The following is a 17,430-nucleotide window of genomic DNA, read 5'->3' as shown; positions in this document are numbered from 1 at the left end:
CCATGCGAGCTCATCTCTCCAGCGACGCCCCGCAGGCCGGGGGCGCCGGGACCGTACGCGACAGGTGCGAGCGGGCGGCCCGCGAATCCCTCGGCCTGGCCGAGCTGCGGCCCGGCCAGCTCGAGGCGATGACGTCGCTGGCCGAGGGCCGCGACACGCTCGTCGTCATGCCCACCGGCAGCGGCAAGTCGGCCATCTACCAGGTGCCCGCGCTGCTGCTGCCCGGACCGACCCTGATCGTGTCGCCGCTCATCGCCCTCCAGCGCGACCAGGTGGAGGCGCTGCGCCGCCAGCGGCACGACGAGAAGGCGACCAGCGTGGACGCCGGCACGTCCGCGAGCAGGCGGGCGGCCACGTTCGAGTCGCTGCGCGCGGGGGAGACCGAGTTCCTGTTCTGCGCGCCCGAGCAGCTCACCCGGCCCGACGTGGTGCGCGAGCTGGCCGAGGCGAACATCTCGCTCATGGTCGTCGACGAGGCCCACTGCGTGTCGGCCTGGGGGCACGACTTCCGGCCCGACTACCTGCGGCTGGGCTCGGCGGCCGAGGCGATCGGCCGCCCGGTGATCGCGGCGCTCACGGCGACGGCCGCCCCTCCCGTCCGCGAGGAGATCGTCGAACGGCTCGGCATGCGGGACCCGCTACAGATCGTGCGCGGGTTCGACCGTCCCAACATCACCCTGTCGGTGCGCCGGGAGCTGGCCGACGCCACCGACGCGCTGGTCGCGGCGGTGCTGGAGCAGCCGCAGCCCGGCATCGTCTACACAGCGACGCGCCGGCGGACCTCCGAGCTGGCCGGCCGGCTGGCCGAGGCGGGCCTGCGGGCGGAGGCGTACCACGCGGGGCTGCGCCGGGGCGAGCGCGACGCGGTGCACGGCAGGTTCATGGCGGGCGAGCTGGACGTCGTGGTGTCGACCAGCGCGTTCGGCATGGGGATCGACAAGCCGGACGTCCGGTACGTCTTCCACAGCGAGATCCCCGGCTCCCTGGACGCCTACTACCAGGAGATCGGCCGCTCGGGCAGGGACGGCGACCCGGCCCGGGCGCTGCTGTTCTACCGTCCCGAGGACCTGGGCCTCCAGCGGTTCTTCACCGGCGCCCTCCCGGACGTCGAGGCGCTGGAACGCGTCGCCGAGGCCGTCGCGAAGTCCGATGCCAGATCCGGCGGGATCGAGCGCAAGGAGCTGCGCGAGCGGACCGAGCTGTCGCCCCGTCGCCTGACCACGCTGCTCGACCTGCTGCAACGCGCCGGGGCCGTCCGGCTGGGCACGCGCGGCATCATGCCGGTGCCCGGCGGGCCCGACCCCGGTCCCGCCGCCGCGCGGGCGCGGGAGCTGGCCGAGCGGCATCGCGAGATCGAGCGCACCCGGCACGAGATGATGCGCCGCTACGCCGAGACCCTGGACTGCCGCCGGCGGTTCCTGCTCGCGTACTTCGGCGAGGACCTGGGGGAGCCGTGCGGCAACTGCGACACCTGCCACGCGGGGACCGCCGGTGAGCCGGCGCGCGGCGACGGGCCGTTCCCGGTCCACGCGCGGGTGGAGCACGAGACGTGGGGGCCGGGGGAGGTCATCCGGCGCGACGAGGACCGGCTGACGGTGCTGTTCGAGGAGGCCGGGTACCGGGAGCTGCTGCTGGACGCCGTCGTGGACCAGGGCATCCTGCGCGAGACCGGCGCCTGATTCCGTGAGGCGGTGCGCGCCCGCCCGTCAGGCCGCAGTTGGGGACGTCAGCCCACCGGAGCCAGGAGGTGGCGGCCGAGCCACTCGACGACCTTGCCGACGAAGGCCGCCCGGTTGGGCGGCCGCCGGATCTCGTGCCCCTCGTCCGGGAACAGCAGCTCCTCGCACACCACCCCGCGCGCCCGCGCCGCCTGGACGGCCTGCTGGGCCTGGTGCAGGGGCACGTTCGTGTCGTGGACCCCGTGGACGACGAGGAGCGGCGCCTCCAGCCGGTCGAAGTGCCGCAGCGGCGACAGGGCGCGCAGCAGGTCGCGGTCGGTCTCCGGGTGCCCGTACTCGCCGACCGCGGCGGCGGCGATCCACGGCTCGGTACGCGCATAGAAGCTCTCGAAGTCCGACATGCCGCACACGTCGATGCCCGTCCGGAAGAGTCCGGGATGGGTGACCAGCGCGGCCAGGGTCAGGTAGCCGCCGTACGACCATCCCATGCAGGCGATCCGGCGCGGGTCGGCGGCGCCCAGCCGGACGAGCTCGGTGGCGCAGTCGGCCACGTCGTCGATCGCGTGGAAGCGCAGCTCGCGGTCGTCGGCCTCGCGGAAGGCCCGGCCGTAGCCGGACGAGCCGCGCACGTTGGGGGCGAGCACGCCGATGCCCGAGGCGACGAGGTTGTGGTAGAGCGGGTTGAAGGCCGGCCGCTCCTGGTCCTCGGGGCCGCCGTGCAGGTGGACCAGGTACGGCGCGGGACCGTGGCCGTTCGGGGGACGGTACAGCCAGGCGGCCAGCTCCAGACCGTCGCGGGCCCTGAGGCGGACCAGCTCGGCGTGCGGCGCCCCGGTCAGCCGCCCCGCGCCCGCCACCTGGTCGTACCGGCCGGTGGCGAGGTCGCACAGCAGCACGTGGGAGGGCTGGTCCGGCCCCTCGGCGGCCAGGACGGCCGTGCCGCCGTCGAGGCTGATCCGGATCGAGGTGACCACGTCGGCGGGCGGGGGAGGGAGCGGGCTCACGGCCCCTGTGCCGGTGTCCAGGACCTCCAGGGCGGAGCGGCCGTGCTCGTTCCACACGAGGACCGCGCGCCGCCCGTCGGCACTCAGCGCGAACTGGTCCAGCTCGGCGTCCTCCCGCTGGGCCAGCACGTCGTGCGACCGCGCCTCAAGCTCGTCCCCACGCACCGCCAGCAGGGCGGCACGGTCGCGGCCCGCGTCGGACAGCAGATAGGCCGTCTCCCCGTCCGGTGACAGGATGCCGTAGTCGGTCGAGCCGGGCAGGCCGGCCAGCAGCGGCAGCTCGTCTCCCGCGCCGGGACCGCAGGCGGCCACCGACATGCGCCGCGCGCCCCTCGGCCCCCGGCGCAGCAGCAGCGTGGCATGGTCGCGGCTGACGGCGGCGGGCCGGAGCAACGGGCCGGCCGCGACGACCTGGCGGCCTCCGGTGGCGGCGTCCACGAGCACCGCCGCGGTCAACCCCGAGGCAGAGGTCTCGGTGACGAGCAGCACCTCGCCGCGTCCCGTCCATCGGACGAACGACGCCGATCCGCCGGGCGGCGCCGCGAGCGGGCGCAGGTCGCCGCCGTCCGGCCGTACGGTCCACACCTCGGTGTGCTCTCCGCCGCCGGGCGCGACGAGGACGGCCAGCCGCTCACCGGTCGGCGCCCACGACACGTCGGCGACCGGCTCCGGGCCGGTGTCGACGGGCCGGGCGGGCGCGGCGTCCGGCGGGCCGGCGCCCGTGTCCTCCTCGCCGGCGGGCCACCCGTGCTCCGCGGCCGGCATGGGGTGCTCGGCTGGCCGCCCCGCGTCGGACAGCGGCTGGATCCACACGCGGGGACGGCCGTCCCGGTCGCTGACGTACGCGACGGCCCCGTGGTCGGGGGACAGCGCCGGGGTCCGGCAGTTCCATGCGGTCAGGCTCTCCGGTGCGGGCAGCGGAACGGACAGCGCGGGGACGGACAGAGCGGGGGACGGAGCCATCAGACTCCCTGGGCCTGCAGCCACAGCTCCAGCAGCCCGAGCTGCCACAGGGTGTTGACGCCGGTCGTGGCGCGGTCGCGGTCGGGGTCGTCGAGCAGCGCCTTGACGTAGGCGGGCTGGAACAGGCCGCGCGAGCGGGCGGCCCGGCCGGTGAGCGCGTCGCGGACCATGTCCAGCACGGGCCCGTCGAGGTGGCGCACGGCGGGGACGGGGAAGTAGCCCTTCGGCCGGTCGATGATCTCGCTCGGCAGGAGCTGGCGGGCGGCGTCCTTGAGCACGCCCTTGCCGCCGTCGGCGAGCTTGAGCTCGGTGGGGCAGGCCGCGGCCAGCTCGACCAGCTCGTGGTCGAGGAACGGCGTGCGCGCCTCCAGGCCGTGGGCCATGGTCATGTTGTCCACCCGTTTGACGGGGTCGTCGACGAGCATGGCGGTCGTCTCCAGGCGCAGGACGGCGTCCAGCGCGGTGTCGGCGCCCGGCCTGGCCGTGTGGGCACGCACGTACGCGCTGCTGGCGTCATGGTCGAGCAGGTAGTCGGGGCTGACGATACCGGCGAGCGCCTCGTGCGGCCGGTCCGCGAACTCGGCGAGGTAGACCTCGGCGGCCCGCTCCCTGGGCACCCCCGCCAGCGGCTGGAACCAGCTGTAGCCGCCGAACACCTCGTCGGCCCCCTGCCCGGACTGCACCACCCTGACGTGCTGGGCGACCTCCTGCGACAGCAGGTGGAAGGCGACGCAGTCGTGGCTGACCATCGGCTCGCTCATCGAGCGCACCGCCTGCTCCAGCCCGGTCAGGAGGCGGCTGTCCGGGATGCTGATGCGGTGGTGGTCCGTGCCGAAACGGCGTGCCATCAGGTCGGAGTACGCGAACTCGTCGCCGCGCTGGCCGCCCGCCGACTCGAAGCCGATGCTGAACGTGGCCAGGTCCGCCTGGCCCTCCTCGGCCAGCAGCGCGAGGATCAGACTGGAGTCCAGGCCGCCCGACAGCAGTACGCCGACCGGCACGTCCGCGACCATCCGGCGGCGTACGGCCGCGCGCAGCGCCTCCAGGACGGCGTGCCGCCACTCGTCGTCGGAGAGGCCGGCCCGCTCGGTCAGGGCCGACCGGGTGTGGGCGGGGTCCCAGTAGTGGCGGTCGGTGCTGGTGCCGTCGGCCTCGAAGGTGCGCACGGTGGCGGCGGGCAGCCTGCTCACGCCGTTGAGGATGGTCCGCTCGCCGGGCACCAGGGAGTGGAAGGTCATGTAGTGGTGCAGGGCGACCCGGTCGATCGTGGTGTCCACGTCGCCGCCGGCCAGCAGGGCGGGCAGGGTGGAGGCGAAGCGCAGGCGGTCGCCGGACCGGGAGAGGTACATCGGCTTGATGCCGAGCCGGTCGCGGCCCAGCGTGAGCCGCCCGGTGTCACGCTCGGCCACCGCGAAGGCGAACATGCCCTTGAAGTGGTCGACGCACTCGACGCCCCACCGGTGGAACGCCTTGACCAGCACCTCGGTGTCGGAGGTGGAGAAGAATCGGTACCCGGCGGCACGCAGCTCCTCGCGCAGCTCGCGGTAGTTGTACAGGCAGCCGTTGAACACCGCCGCGAGACCCAGCTCGCCGTCCACCATGGGCTGGGCGGCCTTGTCGGACAGGTCGATGATCTTGAGGCGGCGGTGGCCGAGGGCGACGGGGCCGGTCGACCACAGTCCGGATCCGTCGGGCCCCCGCTCGCGCATCGCCTCGGTCATCCGGTCCACGGCGCCCATGTCCGCCGCTTTCCCGTCGAAGCGTATCTCGCCGCTCAGCCCACACATGTGTCAGTCGCCTTCCGCATCTCGCACAGTCCCTCACGCGGCCGGTTTCTCCACGCGGCCGGCCTTTTCAGGCTTTTCCTGCCTTTTCAGGCTTTCTCAGGCGGCCGGTCGGTACGACGACGAGGCGTCGCCGCCCAGGGGCTCCCACCCGCCGGACCGCGTCTCGGCGAGGAGCATGTCCACCACGTCGCCCAGCAGCCCCCGCCGGGCGAACGCCTCCCGCTGCCGCGCGGCCGAGCTGCCCCTGGCCAGCGCGTCGCCGGCGAGTCCGGAGATCAGCTCCCAGTCGCCCGCCTCCTCCAGGTACGGCCGCAGGTCGTTCACCATCCGGGTGATCACCTCGGCGGCGGGCCGCGGGACGCCCTCCACCGGGTCCACCAGCTCCCCTTCGAGCCCGGAGCGCGCCGCCTGCCACGTCGCCGCCCGCACGCCCTCCAGCGGCACCTCCAGGCCGGGGGAGCGCCGCACGGCCTCCAGCTCGCGGGCCACCAGCGCCCGGAACAGCCCGGCGATCAGCACGATGTCGTCCACGCGCGGGCAGGAGTCGCAGACGCGCAGCTCCACGGTGGGGACGTGCGCCGACGGCCGGATGTCGAAGTAGATCATCCCGGGGTCGCTGATCACGCCGGACTGGATGAGGTCCTGGATCATCCGCTCGTAGTCGGCCACGGAGTCGTAGCGGGCCATCGGCCCGGCCGTGGGCCAGCGCTGCCACACCATGGTGCGGTAGCTGCCGTACCCCGTGTCGGCGCCCAGCCAGTACGGCGAGCTGGAGCTGAGCGCCAGCAGCGGCGGCGCCCACGGGGCCAGCCGGTGCGCGACCGCGAGGGCCAGCTCCCGGTCGGTGATCTCGGCGTGGACCTGGGTCCCGCAGATGAGCTGCTCGCGCGTGAGGAGCTGGTAGTCGTCCAGCATCTGCTCGTAGCGCGGGTCGGGCGAGACCTTCATCCGGTCGATGTCGGCCAGCGGCACGCTGCCGGCCGCAACGATGCCGAGCCCCAGGCTCTCCGCCCGCCGGACCACCATCGCGCGCATGCCGCCCAGGTCGCGCGCCAGGTCCTCCAGCCCCCGGAACGGCCTGCTGTTGGCCTCCAGCGTGGAGGACTGGAGCTCCTTGGTGAAGCAGTCGTCCGGCAGCATGTCGAGGAGCATCCCCGCCCTCGGCACCAGGTGACGGGTCCGCGTGTCGACGATGTGGAACTCCTCCTCGACGCCCAGCGTGATCGCGGAGCCGGTCACCAGGAACACCCCCAAATCTCAGCGCTCGTCCGCATTGCGGTCACCTGCCCCAAAAATCGCCTTTAGCACCACATGGGACTGATGCGATCTTTGTTGCGACCGTTACGGCGCGCCTCCAGGCCCGTCCGCAGTTGCGGCGCGTACGGGGATCGGACGCCTCAGCCGCCCGCCTTCGACACCGCGAACGCGAGCAGGAATCCGGCCAGGGTGATGAGCCCGGTCATCAGGTGCGCGTTGTCGAACGCCTCGGGGATCATGGTGTCGGCGATCATGGTGAGGATCGCGCCGCCGGCCAGGGCGATGATGCCCGCCAGCACGGCCACCGGCGCCTGCCCCAGCAGCGCGTACCCGGCCAGCGACGACAGGCCGCTGATGACGGCGATCCCGCTCCACAGCCCGAACACGTACGTCTTGGACCGCCCCGCGCCGCGCATGCCGGCCGCGCTGGACAGCCCCTCCGGCACGTTGCTGATGAAGACCGCCGCCACGGTCACCGCGCTCACCGCGCCCCCGCCGAGCAGGCTCGCGCCGATCACCACCGACTCCGGCACCCCGTCGAGCACCGCGCCGAGCGCGATCGCCGTCCCGGAGCCGCTCTGCTCGTGCTCGGAGGGTTGCCGGCCGCCGGAGCGCTTGCGATGCCTGGCTCCGCGGCGGGCCAGCAGCACGTTGCAGGCGGTGTAGAGGACGGCGCCGATCACGGCGCCCACGACCGTGGGCGCCAGGCCCGCGCGCGCGTGCGCCTCGTCGATCAGCTCGAACGACACGGCGGACATCAGCACGCCGGCGCCGAACGCCATCACCGACGCGATCACCCGCTGCGGCAGCCGCACCGCGTAACCCACCAGCGCCCCCAGCACGAGCGCGAACCCCGCCAGCAGCCCCCACCCACCCGCCTGCAACCACTCCGGCATGACCAGGCGGCTTCCCGCACGACACCGCCCGCAAACGCCCGCCGGGGTTCCTCAGCCCCGTGCATCCGCTCAGAAGCCGGCCTCCCACCGATCGGCGTGGCTCATCTCCGACAGGGCTCTGCCCACATGGCGTACGGTCCAGCCGCTTCCCGCCGTCTTCATGCCCTGCTCGACGTACCTCCGCACGTCCCAGCGTCCCGCCAGGCTCAGCCGCAGCACCTCGTCGAACGGTTCGTCATCCGTTTCGCCGCCCTCGTCCAGGTCGGCGAACACGTCGTCCCACCCGGTGACCTCGCCGATCGCGTCGGCGTAGGAGCGCGCGGCCGATCTGACGCGAGCGACCGACTCCGCGACGGCCTCGCTCGACGAGCCGTTCGGGGACGACAGGGCGGCGAGATCGCGAAGCGCCTTCACCAACTCCTCGCAGGCGAGGCCGACATCAGCATGTTCCGGCACGGCACGAACCTACCGAGGCTCCCGGACCGTTTCTTCGTAGATAATCCGCACCGGGACCGTTTGGGTAGGCTGGCGGCATGACAGCGATGGCTCCCACGCGCACCGAAACCGACCTGTCCTTCCTGCTCGACCACACCAGCCACGTGCTGCGCACCCGGATGGCCGCGGCCCTCGCCGAGATCGGCCTGACGGCGCGCATGCACTGCGTACTGGTGCACGCCCTGGAGGAGGAGCGGACCCAGATCCAGCTCGCCGAGCTGGGCGACATGGACAAGACCACGATGGTGGTGACCGTGGACGCGCTGGAGAAGGCCGGGTACGCCGAGCGCCGCCCGTCCAGCACGGACCGGCGGGCGCGCATCATCGCGGTCACCGAAGCGGGCGCCGCCATCGCCCGGCGCAGCCAGGAGCTCGTGGACGGCGTCCATCGGGCGAGCCTCCAATCGCTCCCCGACGACGAGCGTGAGGTCCTGGTACGCGCCCTGAACCGGCTGGTCAGCGGGCATCTCGCCACCCCCGCCGAAGGCCCCCAGCCGACGCGCCGGGCCCGGGAGCGCGCAGTTTAGATCTGAAGAGGATCGTCTATTACGAAACCATCTGTTATGGTCTCTCCTGTCGAGCTCAACGACGGGAGAGAACATGTCGCACGTGGGAAACTCGCGCTGGACAGCACTGGGCGTGCTGTCCGCGACGGGACTGATGACGGTCCTTGACGGCAGCATCGTGACGGTCGCGATGCCGGTCATCCAGGAGGACCTGGGCTTCTCGCCCGCCGGGCTGAGCTGGATCATCAACGCCTACCTGATCCCCTTCGGCGGATTGCTGCTCCTGGCGGGCAGGCTGGGTGACCTGATCGGGCGCCGGACGATGTTCCTCGCCGGGAACGCGATCTTCACGGCCGCCTCCCTGCTGGCGGGCGCGGCCACCGGCCCCGGCCTGCTGATCGCCGCCCGGTTCCTCCAGGGTGTCGGGAGCGCGCTGGCCTCCGCCGTGGTCCTGGGCATCCTGGTGACGCTGTTCACCGATCCCGGCGAACGGGGCAAGGCGATCGCGATCTTCAGCTTCACCGGGGCGGCGGGCGCGTCGATCGGCCAGGTCCTGGGCGGCGTACTCACCGACGCCCTGAGCTGGCCCTGGATCTTCTTCATCAACGTGCCGATCGGAGTGGTCACCGTCGGGCTCGCGCTGCGGGCCCTGCCCGCCGACCGCGGGATCGGCCTGGCCGCCGGCGCGGACGTGGCCGGCGCCGTGCTCGTGACCACCGGACTCATGCTCGGCATCTACACGGTGGTCAAGGTCGAGGAGTACGGCTGGCTGGCCGCCCACACGCTCGGCCTCGGCGCGGTGTCGCTGGCCCTGCTGGCCGGGTTCGTCGTACGGCAGGCCACCGCCAAGGCGCCGCTCATGCCGCTGCGAATCCTGCGCTCGCGCAACGTGGCCGGCGCGAACCTCGCCCAGATGCTGGCCCTGTCCGGCATGTTCGCCTTCCAGGTCCTCGTCGCCCTCTACATGCAGCGGGTCCTCGGCTACGGCGCGCTGGACACCGGCCTCGCCATGCTCCCGGCCGCGGTCGGCATCGGCTCGATCTCCCTGTTCGTCTCGGCCCGGCTCAACGCCCGCTTCGGCGCCCGCGCCGTCCTGCTGGCCGGCCTGGTGCTGCTCCTCGCGGCGATGCTCGTGCTCACCCGGGTCACGGTGGACGCCGGGTACGTCACGCACCTGCTCCCTCCGATGCTGCTGATCTCGGGCGGCGGCCTGGTGCTGCCGGCCCTGGCCACGCTGGCCATGTCGGGGGCGCGGGAGAGCGACGCGGGCCTCGCCTCCGGGCTGTTCAACACCACCCAGCAGGTCGGCATGGCCATGGGCGTCGCCCTGCTGTCCACGATGGCCGCCTCCCGGACCGGGGAGCTCCTGGCCACCGGCGCCGGCCAGGCCGCCGCGCTGACCGGCGGTTACCGGCTCGCGTTCACCATCTCCGCCGGGCTGCTGCTCGCGGCGTTCGCCGTGGCACTCCTGGTCATGCGCCGGCCCACCCCGGCCACCGCCGACCGGCCGGCCCCGGAGGAGGCGGCGGCCCCTGTGGTTTCCTGAAACGTCGGCCTTCCGCCCGGCGCGCCCGAAACGCGCGCCGGGCGTTTCGGCGTGAGGCCATGAGGCTCTACGAGATCGCCCGCCGCTCAGGAGCGCTGGGCGTACTAACCGGGGACGCTCCGGTCGCGGCTTACGAGGTCAGCTGCTCACGCGCGTTGTGATCAGAGTTGGTCGGTCCAACGCCATGTTCGGGGCGGCTGATCTCGGCCCACACCGCATCGAGGGAGAGGCCGAGGACATCGGCTATCGCCGCGATCGTCGGGAAGGCGGGGGTCGCCACGCGGCCCGACTCGATCTTCCGGAGGGTCTCCGGTGAGACATGTGCGTCGAGCGCGGTCTCCAGCATCGAGCGCTCTCCCCGGGCCCGACGTAGGAGGGCGCCGAGGCGCTGTCCGCGCTCGACCTCTGCGGGCGTGAGGGGCAACCTGACCATGACTCTGATGATAGTACCGGTATAGTTTGGCCGGGATAGTTATTGGTCGCGTGAGGAAGGCGCCGAATGATCGAGATCCTGAACCCCACCGAGCTGCCTCGAGCAAGGGAGGCGGGCGCCCTGGTCGCCGACATCCTGCAGACGCTGAAGAGCCGTAGCACGATCGGCACGAACCTCCTGGACATCGACCGGTGGGCCAAAAACATGATCGTCGAGGCGGGAGCGCTGTCCTGTTACGTCGACTACGAGCCGTCCTTCGGACGCGGCCCGTTCGGCCACTACATCTGCACGGCCGTCAACGACGCCGTGCTGCACGGACGGCCGTACGACTACCCGCTTGCCGACGGCGATCTGCTGACACTCGACCTCGCCGTCTCCAAGGGCGGAGTCGCCGCGGACGCTGCCATCAGCTTCATCGTGGGCGACGCAAAGCCCCAGGAGAGCATCGCGCTGATCAGTGCGACCGAACGCGCGCTGGCCGCGGGGATCGCCGCCGCCGGGCCGGGGGCCCGGACCGGCGACATCTCCCATGCCATCGGCACGGTCCTCCGCGAGGCGGGGTACTCCATCAACACCGAGTTCGGAGGTCACGGCATCGGATCAACGATGCACCAGGACCCGCACGTGTCGAACACCGGACGGCCCGGCCGTGGATACAAACTGCGCCCTGGGCTGCTGCTGGCACTGGAGCCGTGGGTCATGGCGGACACCGCGGAGCTCGTCACCGATGCCGACGGGTGGACGCTCCGGAGTGCGACAGGCTGCCGGACGGCACACAGCGAGCACACGATCGCCATCACCGACGACGGAGCCGAGATCCTCACCTTGCCCAAGCAGGCGCAGCCGTGAGGTGGGCGCCCCCGCTTCCGGGCAACCCCTCATGACCGCGTTCGCGCTTGCCTCTCCAGCAGGGCGGCGAACCCGTCGAGGTGGCATGCCAGGCCGTACTCGAACAGCCCGTCCAGGTCCGACACCGTTTCCCCGGAGATCGTAGCCAGCAGCGGAAATCGTCCGCTTTCGAGGAGTTCATCGGCCCGTTTCCGCTGTGCCAGCCACCACCCGTCGAGCGTCACCCCGGTCTCCTGCTCCGCCTCGACCTCGTCCGCCATGGACAGGGCAACGGTCAGGACCAGTGCGTGCAACGTGAGTGCCTCGCGAATCCGGGTCGCCATGGGCAGCCCCAGCCCGTCGAGTGCGCGCAGGGTCCACTCGGTGTGCGCCATCATGCTGGGCACGAGCGACGGGCGGGTGAACGAGACGGCCCTGGGCAGCCAGAGGTGTCGCCGGCACAGCTCCCACTGCCGGCGGGAGATCAGTTCGAGCTTGGCCCGCCACCCCTCCGGTCCCGGAACGGGCAGCTCCGCCGCGCCGAAGGCTTCGTCGACCATCTGCGTCACCAGCTCGTCCTTGTTCGCCACATGCCGGTACAACGACATGGGAGCGACGCCGAGCTCGGCCGACAGGCGCCGCATGGACACGGCGTCGAGTCCCTCGACGTCGGCGATCGCGATGGCGGCGCGGAGAACGTGCTCCCGGTTCAGTGCCTGCCTGAGGACGCCGGCCGGCCGCGGTCCCGGCGACGCGGCCGGGCCGGGCGGCTGCTCCTGACCCGCGCGGGCGCGGGCGCTGACCACGGTGCCGGAACCGACCTTCGCCTCGACCAGGCCCTCGTCGCGGAGAGTCGCCATCACCCTGGTCGCGGTGGCGACCGCCACCCCCCATCGCTGGGCGATCTGCCGGATGGAAGGCATCCGATCGCCGGGCCGCAGGTCGCCGGACAGGATCCGGGCACGTATCTCCGCGACGATCCGCCGGTACGGCGGATCCGGTCGCTGCGTTGACGACGGCATGGGCCCCCGATCCTTGGGCTGCTGAAGTGTACTAGTTCATTTCTATCGCACTAGTGCACTTCTTCGACCCGAACGGCGAAAGAAAGCCCACGTGGAGCCGGCTCTCTATACCCTGTACCCATGACAGCGAATACGCCGTACGCACCCGTACGGCAGGCGGATGGGACAGAGCGGCAGGCGGTGGTGGACGTCCTCACCGAGGCGTTCATGAGCGATCCGGTCGTCTGCTGGATCTTCCCCGAGACCGGTGAACGAGGTCGCCTCCAGCCGTTCTTCTACCGGTCCCTGGTCACCCATCCCGCCGGGGAGGCGTACCTGGTCGGCCGTCCCGAAGGTGCGTCGGTGTGGCTGACGCTGGCCGCCGGCCAGACGCCGTACGAGCAGCATCCGGACACGGCCGAGGCGGGCCTGGGCGCGGTCTTCGGTGAGAACGGCGCCCGGTTGGCCGCTCTCGGTCAGGCGCTGGCACAGCGGCACCCCGACCGCGAACCGCACGTCTACCTCCCCTGCATGGGAGTGGTCAGCGGACGGCAGGGCGCCGGTCTCGGCTCGGCCATGCTGCGGCACCGGCTGGCGCGAGCGGACGCCGACGGGCTCCCGGCGTATCTGGAGGCGAGTTCGCCGCGGAGCCGTGCCCTCTACCTGCGGCACGGGTTCGAGGATCTCCGCGAACCGGTCCGCGTGGCGGACAGCCCGCTCCTGTGGCCGATGTGGCGCCCACCACACCGCTGACCACCGACTCCCACCACCCGTCCGACGGACACAAGGAAAGCGAACCTCAATGACAACGAACCATGAAGCCGACGCCCGCGACGCCGACCGGCGCCCGCCGACCCTGGTGTTCATCCACGGCACCAACTCCTCGTCGGCCTGGGCATCGGGGCTGACCAGCGAGCTCACCCTGCGCGGGCACCGGTGCGTGGCCGTCGACCTTCCCGGACACGGCCGCGAGGCGTTCTACCCCCGTTCGTACCAGGCCCCGCAGGACCTCGACGCGCTGGCGACCGAGCCGTCGCCACTCGCCAAGATCACCATCGACGACTACGTCGAGCGCGTCGTGGAGGTGGTTCGCCGCGCCCGCCGCCACGGGCCGGTGATCCTGGTCGGCATGAGCCAGGGCGGCGTCACCGTGAGCAGGGTCGGCAATGCCATCCCCGAGTTGCTCGACCGGGTGGTCTACGTCGCGGCGTACTGCTGCGTCGACCTGCCGAACATGGTCGCCTACCTCGAAACCCCGGAGAACAGCGAGAGCCTGATTCCCCAGATCAGCGCCGCGATGGTCGCCGATCCAGCGGTGCTGGGGGTGACCCGGGTCAACTGGCGCTCTGCCGACCCGGCGGTGTTCGGAGCCGTCAAGAACGCCCTTGCCGCAGACTTCACCGACGAAGGGGTGAGCCGCCTGCTCAACCTGCTGGAGCCGGACGAGACCGCCGGCATTCCCCTGGCCGAAGCCCGCGGCGAAGCGCACACCTGGGGCCGGATCCCGCGGACGTACGTGCGCTTCACCCTTGACCGGTTGATCCCACCGGCGCTGCAGGACCGATTCATCGCAGAGGCCGACCGCCTCACCCCGGACAACCTGACGGACGTCCGCAGCGTCGCGGCACCCCATGTGGGCCCGTTCGACCGGCCCGAACTGGTGGACATCTTCGCCGAACTCGCCACCCGCTGACCCGACGGGGGCGCGCTGACGTCATCTTCCGCTCGGCGCGGTCGCTGATGCCGATGGAGCTTCGATCAGGAGTTGCGGCACGGTGGGTCTCCTCTTCGTACATGGCTGGATGGTGTCCCGGTGAGCACGTCGTCCACGTCGGCGGCGAAGGTCGCCTTGACGCCCGCTCGACCACCACGCCGACCTGCCGGCGCACGATGCCGAGTAACGCCCGCTGTTCATGACCGCGTCTCGGCCTCCGCGTCGGGCTTGTCTTCGGCTCGTCGCACGCCGGCGATCAGGACGAGCGCAGCGACAGCGCCGTAGGCGGGAGCACGAACCCAGGCCCCTGCGAACCGTCAGGGCAACAGGGGAGAAGAACGCAACGGTCGACAGTGCGTAGTAAGCGGCTGTCGCGAGCGCTCCGCCCGCTCCTGTCCAGGCCAGGAGCCGACGCCTCCGGCCGTAACCTTCGACCGTCGGACGAGATACGACCTTAGTCACTTCCGGAAGATCAAAAAGGCCATCGCGGGACTTCACGGCCCGCGCCGCCGCGACCGTCCGCTTTCCTGGGCCCGCTTCGCAATGGCGGAAGGCCAATCACCAGTAGACACGCGGTGATGAGCCGCTCGTGTCGCGTCCGGCCGGTTGTCTTCCGGTGATCACCGGTGTCCTCCGGACACGCGTCGCCTCGGCCAGGGCGCGTACCGCCGGCCGCGTTCGGCCCCGTCCGGAAGCTGCTACGCCTGCGGGTCGAGGAAGACCCTGCCGATCGGGCGGTCCTCAACGACCCGGCGCTGCGCCTCGGCTGCCTGCTCCAGCGGATAGACGCGGTCCGTCGCCGGCCGGAGGGTGCCTTCGGCCAGGTGCCTGAGCAAGGTGCCGTAGGTGTCGGCGAGTTCCTGCTGGGTGAACGCGGTGAACAGGAAGCCCTCAAGCCGCGCGGTTTTCCAGATCAGGTCGGTGACGTCGATGGCCGCCTTGGTGCCGGCGGTGTATCCGATGCTGACCACGACCCCGCCCTGGCGCAGCGCAGCGAGCGCCTGACCGGTGAGCTCGCCGCCGAGGCTGTCGAGGACCACGTCCACCCCCGCGCCGTCGGTCAGCCGGGCGACACCCGCGGCCAGGGTTTCGGTCTCGAGGTCGATGACGGCGAGACCGCTGGTCTGCGGGATCGCGGCGAGACGGTCGGCGCCGCGGGACGTGGAGATGACTCTGGAGGCGCCGAGGATCGGGGCCACCTGCGCTGCGGCCGAGGCCACCGCACCGTACATGCCGGGTGCCAATACGACCTGTCCCGGTTGGACGCGGGTGACCCTGGTCAGCGCCAGCCACGCGGTCAGATATCCGGCGCCGGCCGCCAGGGCAGCGGCGTCATCGTCGCCGACGTGCTCGGGGATGGGCACGAGGTGGTCGGCCGGGACGGCCGCCTCTTCACGCCACATACCGTCGAGTTTCGTGCCATAGCCCCAGCCGCACAACAGGACGCGCGTCCCTGGCGCATGTTCGGAGGCGCCGGGGTCAACTACCCGGCCCACGGCGCTGGCGCCGGGAACCAGTGGCAGCGGTTTGCGCATCCGCGGGGGCAGCACGCCGTTGCGGACCTTGTCGTCGAGCGGGCTCACCCCGGCACGGGTGATCTGGATCAGCACCTCGGCGCCGTCGGGCGCCGGCCGCGGCACCTGGTCGATCCGCAGGTTCCCGACGCCGCCGAACTGGTGGAAGCGTACGGCGCGCATCATGCCAGCCGCTGCGCGTTGAGCCAGACGGTGCCCGGGTTGACGCGCTGCGGATAGCGCCGGGTCATCTCGTCGAAGAACGTACGGGGAGTCGGCTTGGTGGCGATCACCTTGAGGGCGGTGCGCAGGTATTCGGCGGTCTCGTCGAGGATGCCCGGATCGTCCGGACGAGCGGGATCCTTGTGCCCGGCCACCACGGCTGCCGGCCGCAGGGCCCGCACCGTTTCGATGGCCTGGAGCCAGGCGTCGATGCCGCCGTCGAACCCGCCGTCGGCGAGGTACTGGTGCACGTTGTTGTACGCGACGTCGCCGGCGACGACGAGGCCGAGCGCCGGCACGTGCAGCACAGTGGAGTCGTCGCCGTCACTGTGGCCGACCTCGACCGGATGCAGCCGGTGCCCTTCGAGCACGAGCCCTCCAGCCGGCACCGGCTGGGCGGTCACACGCAGGTCGGGGAGCTGTCCGGGAAACAACGTCTCCCAGAACGATCGGCGCCGCCCGCTGACCGAGGCGTGCATCATCCTGATCGTGCCCTCGGTGGCGACGACCACCGCTCCGGGAAAGCGCTCGACCAGCAGGGCCGCGCCGAACCAGTGATCGCCGTGGCCATGGGTGACATAGATCTGGGTCAACCGCTTGCCGGAGCGGTCGATCCAGTCGCCGACCTGCCGGGTCTGCTCGACGGTGAACGGCGGGTCGACGAGGACCGCGTCGCTCGTGCCGTGGATGAGGGTCGTCGAAAGCGGCGACCACTGCTGGGGCGCACCGGTGGGAAGCGTCCCGCTCGTGGGGATCTGCCGGGAAACCCACACCTCGTACGATAGCTCGGCGGTTTTGCTCACGTCGGGCATGCTCGCTCCTTCGACAAACTACTATCAATAAGTAAGAACCTATCGAAAAGATGGTTTGTTAGGAAAGTGAATCATGTCACATCGCCAGCTGGACCCGGACGACATCCGGCCGTACTGCCCGTACTACGCCACGGCGATGGACACCCTGAGTCGCCGCTGGGCCGCGACGGTGCTGCGGGCGCTGCTCGGCGGAGCCACGCGGTTCAGCGACATCGCGGCGGCCATTCCCGGCATGACCGACAAGCTGCTGTCGCAGCGCTTGAAGGATCTCGAGGCTGATGGGCTCATCGAGCGGCACGTCCGAAGCACCACTCCGGTACGGGTCGACTACCGGCTGACTGAGAAAGGTGCCGCGCTCGGCGCGGTGCTGCTCGATCTGAACCGGTGGGCGCTGGAGTGGATCATCCTTCCCGCCACGCCCCCTGAAGGCCAAGGGTGACGGTAGTACGCCCGACATCGGCGGACCCTATGAGCCATCACCCCATTTCAGAGGCACATCCCGCGCTGCTCTGCCAGCGATGAACACCGGCCTGACCGAGGCTCGACGATCACTACAGTCCAGTCTCATGACGACAGTGACAACGCGCACGGTCGAGTACCCGGCCGACGGCCTGACGATGATCGGGCACCTCGCGCTCCCGGCCGGTGTCGACCGCAGGCCCGCGGTCCTGGTCGGGTCCGAGGGGCCGGGGCTCAGCGACGTCGAGCGCCGCCGAGCCGATGCGCTCGCCGAGCTGGGATACGTGGCGCTGGCCTTCGACCTCCACGGCGGG

General features: G+C 71.6%; 17 protein-coding genes. 8 read left to right on the top strand and 9 right to left on the bottom strand.

Going from position 1 to position 17,430, the window contains the following annotated elements; all coding sequences use genetic code 11:
- Window positions 1-2: 2 nt before the first annotated feature.
- A complete protein-coding gene (locus ABZS51_RS36005; RefSeq protein ID WP_355450840.1) occupies window positions 3-1,679 on the top strand; it encodes a RecQ family ATP-dependent DNA helicase in 1,677 nt (558 codons plus the stop codon).
- A gap of 47 nt (window positions 1,680-1,726) precedes the next feature.
- Here ABZS51_RS36005 and ABZS51_RS36000 read toward each other — a convergent pair whose 3' ends face one another.
- The 5 genes from ABZS51_RS36000 to ABZS51_RS35980 form a co-directional block, all read right to left on the bottom strand.
- Window positions 1,727-3,646 carry a prolyl oligopeptidase family serine peptidase gene (locus ABZS51_RS36000; RefSeq protein WP_355450837.1) on the bottom strand — a complete coding sequence of 640 codons (1,920 nt, stop codon included), beginning with the start codon at window positions 3,644-3,646 and terminating at the stop codon, window positions 1,727-1,729.
- Window positions 3,646-5,433 (bottom strand): N-acetylglutaminylglutamine amidotransferase, encoded by a 1,788-nt coding sequence (locus ABZS51_RS35995; protein WP_355450834.1) that lies wholly within the window; start codon window positions 5,431-5,433, stop codon window positions 3,646-3,648. The genes ABZS51_RS36000 and ABZS51_RS35995 overlap by 1 nt, the downstream gene beginning before the upstream one ends.
- A 96-nt stretch (window positions 5,434-5,529) precedes the next feature.
- On the bottom strand, window positions 5,530-6,672 hold the full coding sequence (locus ABZS51_RS35990; protein WP_310707729.1) for a glutamate--cysteine ligase: 1,143 nt from the start codon (window positions 6,670-6,672) through the stop codon (window positions 5,530-5,532).
- 158 nt (window positions 6,673-6,830) lie between these two features.
- Window positions 6,831-7,586: a ZIP family zinc transporter gene (locus ABZS51_RS35985; protein WP_355450831.1), complete on the bottom strand. Its 756-nt coding sequence runs from the start codon at window positions 7,584-7,586 to the stop codon at window positions 6,831-6,833.
- Window positions 7,587-7,655: 69 nt separating this feature from the next.
- Window positions 7,656-8,042 (bottom strand): hypothetical protein, encoded by a 387-nt coding sequence (locus tag ABZS51_RS35980; protein ID WP_355450828.1) that lies wholly within the window; start codon window positions 8,040-8,042, stop codon window positions 7,656-7,658.
- A 77-nt stretch (window positions 8,043-8,119) separates the two neighbouring features.
- Between ABZS51_RS35980 and ABZS51_RS35975 the strand changes: the two genes are divergently transcribed.
- Window positions 8,120-8,608: a MarR family transcriptional regulator gene (locus ABZS51_RS35975; RefSeq protein ID WP_310707732.1), complete on the top strand. Its 489-nt coding sequence runs from the start codon at window positions 8,120-8,122 to the stop codon at window positions 8,606-8,608.
- Window positions 8,609-8,681: 73 nt separating this feature from the next.
- Window positions 8,682-10,133 (top strand): MFS transporter, encoded by a 1,452-nt coding sequence (locus ABZS51_RS35970; protein ID WP_355450824.1) that lies wholly within the window; start codon window positions 8,682-8,684, stop codon window positions 10,131-10,133.
- Window positions 10,134-10,263: 130 nt separating this feature from the next.
- Here the strand turns inward: ABZS51_RS35970 and ABZS51_RS35965 are convergent, their stop codons facing one another.
- The gene (locus ABZS51_RS35965; RefSeq protein WP_355450821.1) at window positions 10,264-10,566 is read right to left on the bottom strand and encodes a helix-turn-helix transcriptional regulator; all 303 of its coding nucleotides are present in this window, start codon (window positions 10,564-10,566) and stop codon (window positions 10,264-10,266) included.
- A 66-nt stretch (window positions 10,567-10,632) separates the two neighbouring features.
- Here ABZS51_RS35965 and map point away from each other — a divergent pair, with 66 nt between their 5' ends.
- A complete protein-coding gene (gene map, locus ABZS51_RS35960; protein ID WP_355450818.1) occupies window positions 10,633-11,415 on the top strand; it encodes a type I methionyl aminopeptidase in 783 nt (260 codons plus the stop codon).
- A 29-nt stretch (window positions 11,416-11,444) separates the two neighbouring features.
- Here the strand turns inward: map and ABZS51_RS35955 are convergent, their stop codons facing one another.
- Window positions 11,445-12,416 carry a GntR family transcriptional regulator gene (locus ABZS51_RS35955; RefSeq protein WP_355450815.1) on the bottom strand — a complete coding sequence of 324 codons (972 nt, stop codon included), beginning with the start codon at window positions 12,414-12,416 and terminating at the stop codon, window positions 11,445-11,447.
- A 120-nt stretch (window positions 12,417-12,536) separates the two neighbouring features.
- Here ABZS51_RS35955 and ABZS51_RS35950 point away from each other — a divergent pair, with 120 nt between their 5' ends.
- Window positions 12,537-13,148: a GNAT family N-acetyltransferase gene (locus tag ABZS51_RS35950; RefSeq protein ID WP_355450812.1), complete on the top strand. Its 612-nt coding sequence runs from the start codon at window positions 12,537-12,539 to the stop codon at window positions 13,146-13,148.
- A gap of 49 nt (window positions 13,149-13,197) precedes the next feature.
- Window positions 13,198-14,088, top strand: a complete 891-nt coding sequence (locus ABZS51_RS35945) for an alpha/beta hydrolase (RefSeq protein ID WP_310707738.1) — start codon at window positions 13,198-13,200, stop codon at window positions 14,086-14,088.
- Between the two features lie 719 nt (window positions 14,089-14,807).
- Here the strand turns inward: ABZS51_RS35945 and ABZS51_RS35940 are convergent.
- Both ABZS51_RS35940 and ABZS51_RS35935 read right to left on the bottom strand, forming a co-directional pair.
- The gene (locus ABZS51_RS35940; RefSeq protein ID WP_355450808.1) at window positions 14,808-15,719 is read right to left on the bottom strand and encodes a zinc-binding alcohol dehydrogenase family protein; all 912 of its coding nucleotides are present in this window, start codon (window positions 15,717-15,719) and stop codon (window positions 14,808-14,810) included.
- Window positions 15,720-15,805: 86 nt separating this feature from the next.
- Window positions 15,806-16,657, bottom strand: coding sequence for an MBL fold metallo-hydrolase (locus ABZS51_RS35935; protein ID WP_355450805.1), 852 nt, complete (start codon window positions 16,655-16,657; stop codon window positions 15,806-15,808).
- A gap of 73 nt (window positions 16,658-16,730) precedes the next feature.
- Here ABZS51_RS35935 and ABZS51_RS35930 point away from each other — a divergent pair, with 73 nt between their 5' ends.
- Both ABZS51_RS35930 and ABZS51_RS35925 read left to right on the top strand, forming a co-directional pair.
- The gene (locus ABZS51_RS35930) at window positions 16,731-17,096 is read left to right on the top strand and encodes a helix-turn-helix domain-containing protein (protein WP_355450802.1); all 366 of its coding nucleotides are present in this window, start codon (window positions 16,731-16,733) and stop codon (window positions 17,094-17,096) included.
- 127 nt (window positions 17,097-17,223) lie between these two features.
- On the top strand, window positions 17,224-17,430 hold a 207-nt coding region (locus ABZS51_RS35925), incomplete at its 3' end, for a dienelactone hydrolase family protein (RefSeq protein ID WP_355450799.1).

Source organism: Nonomuraea sp. NPDC005501 (genome assembly GCF_040605905.1).
Lineage (GTDB): Bacteria > Actinomycetota > Actinomycetes > Streptosporangiales > Streptosporangiaceae > Nonomuraea.
The sequence above is the reverse complement of the archived record's forward strand: the minus strand, read 5'-3'. Positions and strand labels throughout refer to the sequence as shown.

What these genes read in the sequence shown, in the direction of transcription:
- ABZS51_RS36005 (WP_355450840.1), top strand. Translation starts at nt 3, where the DNA reads ATGCGAGCTCATCTCTCCAGCGACGCCCCGCAGGCCGGGGGCGCCGGG.
- ABZS51_RS36000 (WP_355450837.1), bottom strand. Translation starts at nt 3,646, where the DNA reads ATGGCTCCGTCCCCCGCTCTGTCCGTCCCCGCGCTGTCCGTTCCGCTG.
- ABZS51_RS35995 (WP_355450834.1), bottom strand. Translation starts at nt 5,433, where the DNA reads ATGTGTGGGCTGAGCGGCGAGATACGCTTCGACGGGAAAGCGGCGGAC.
- ABZS51_RS35985 (WP_355450831.1), bottom strand. Translation starts at nt 7,586, where the DNA reads ATGCCGGAGTGGTTGCAGGCGGGTGGGTGGGGGCTGCTGGCGGGGTTC.
- ABZS51_RS35975 (WP_310707732.1), top strand. Translation starts at nt 8,120, where the DNA reads ATGACAGCGATGGCTCCCACGCGCACCGAAACCGACCTGTCCTTCCTG.
- ABZS51_RS35970 (WP_355450824.1), top strand. Translation starts at nt 8,682, where the DNA reads ATGTCGCACGTGGGAAACTCGCGCTGGACAGCACTGGGCGTGCTGTCC.
- ABZS51_RS35965 (WP_355450821.1), bottom strand. Translation starts at nt 10,566, where the DNA reads ATGGTCAGGTTGCCCCTCACGCCCGCAGAGGTCGAGCGCGGACAGCGC.
- map (WP_355450818.1), top strand. Translation starts at nt 10,633, where the DNA reads ATGATCGAGATCCTGAACCCCACCGAGCTGCCTCGAGCAAGGGAGGCG.
- ABZS51_RS35955 (WP_355450815.1), bottom strand. Translation starts at nt 12,416, where the DNA reads ATGCCGTCGTCAACGCAGCGACCGGATCCGCCGTACCGGCGGATCGTC.
- ABZS51_RS35950 (WP_355450812.1), top strand. Translation starts at nt 12,537, where the DNA reads ATGACAGCGAATACGCCGTACGCACCCGTACGGCAGGCGGATGGGACA.
- ABZS51_RS35945 (WP_310707738.1), top strand. Translation starts at nt 13,198, where the DNA reads ATGACAACGAACCATGAAGCCGACGCCCGCGACGCCGACCGGCGCCCG.
- ABZS51_RS35935 (WP_355450805.1), bottom strand. Translation starts at nt 16,657, where the DNA reads ATGCCCGACGTGAGCAAAACCGCCGAGCTATCGTACGAGGTGTGGGTT.
- ABZS51_RS35930 (WP_355450802.1), top strand. Translation starts at nt 16,731, where the DNA reads ATGTCACATCGCCAGCTGGACCCGGACGACATCCGGCCGTACTGCCCG.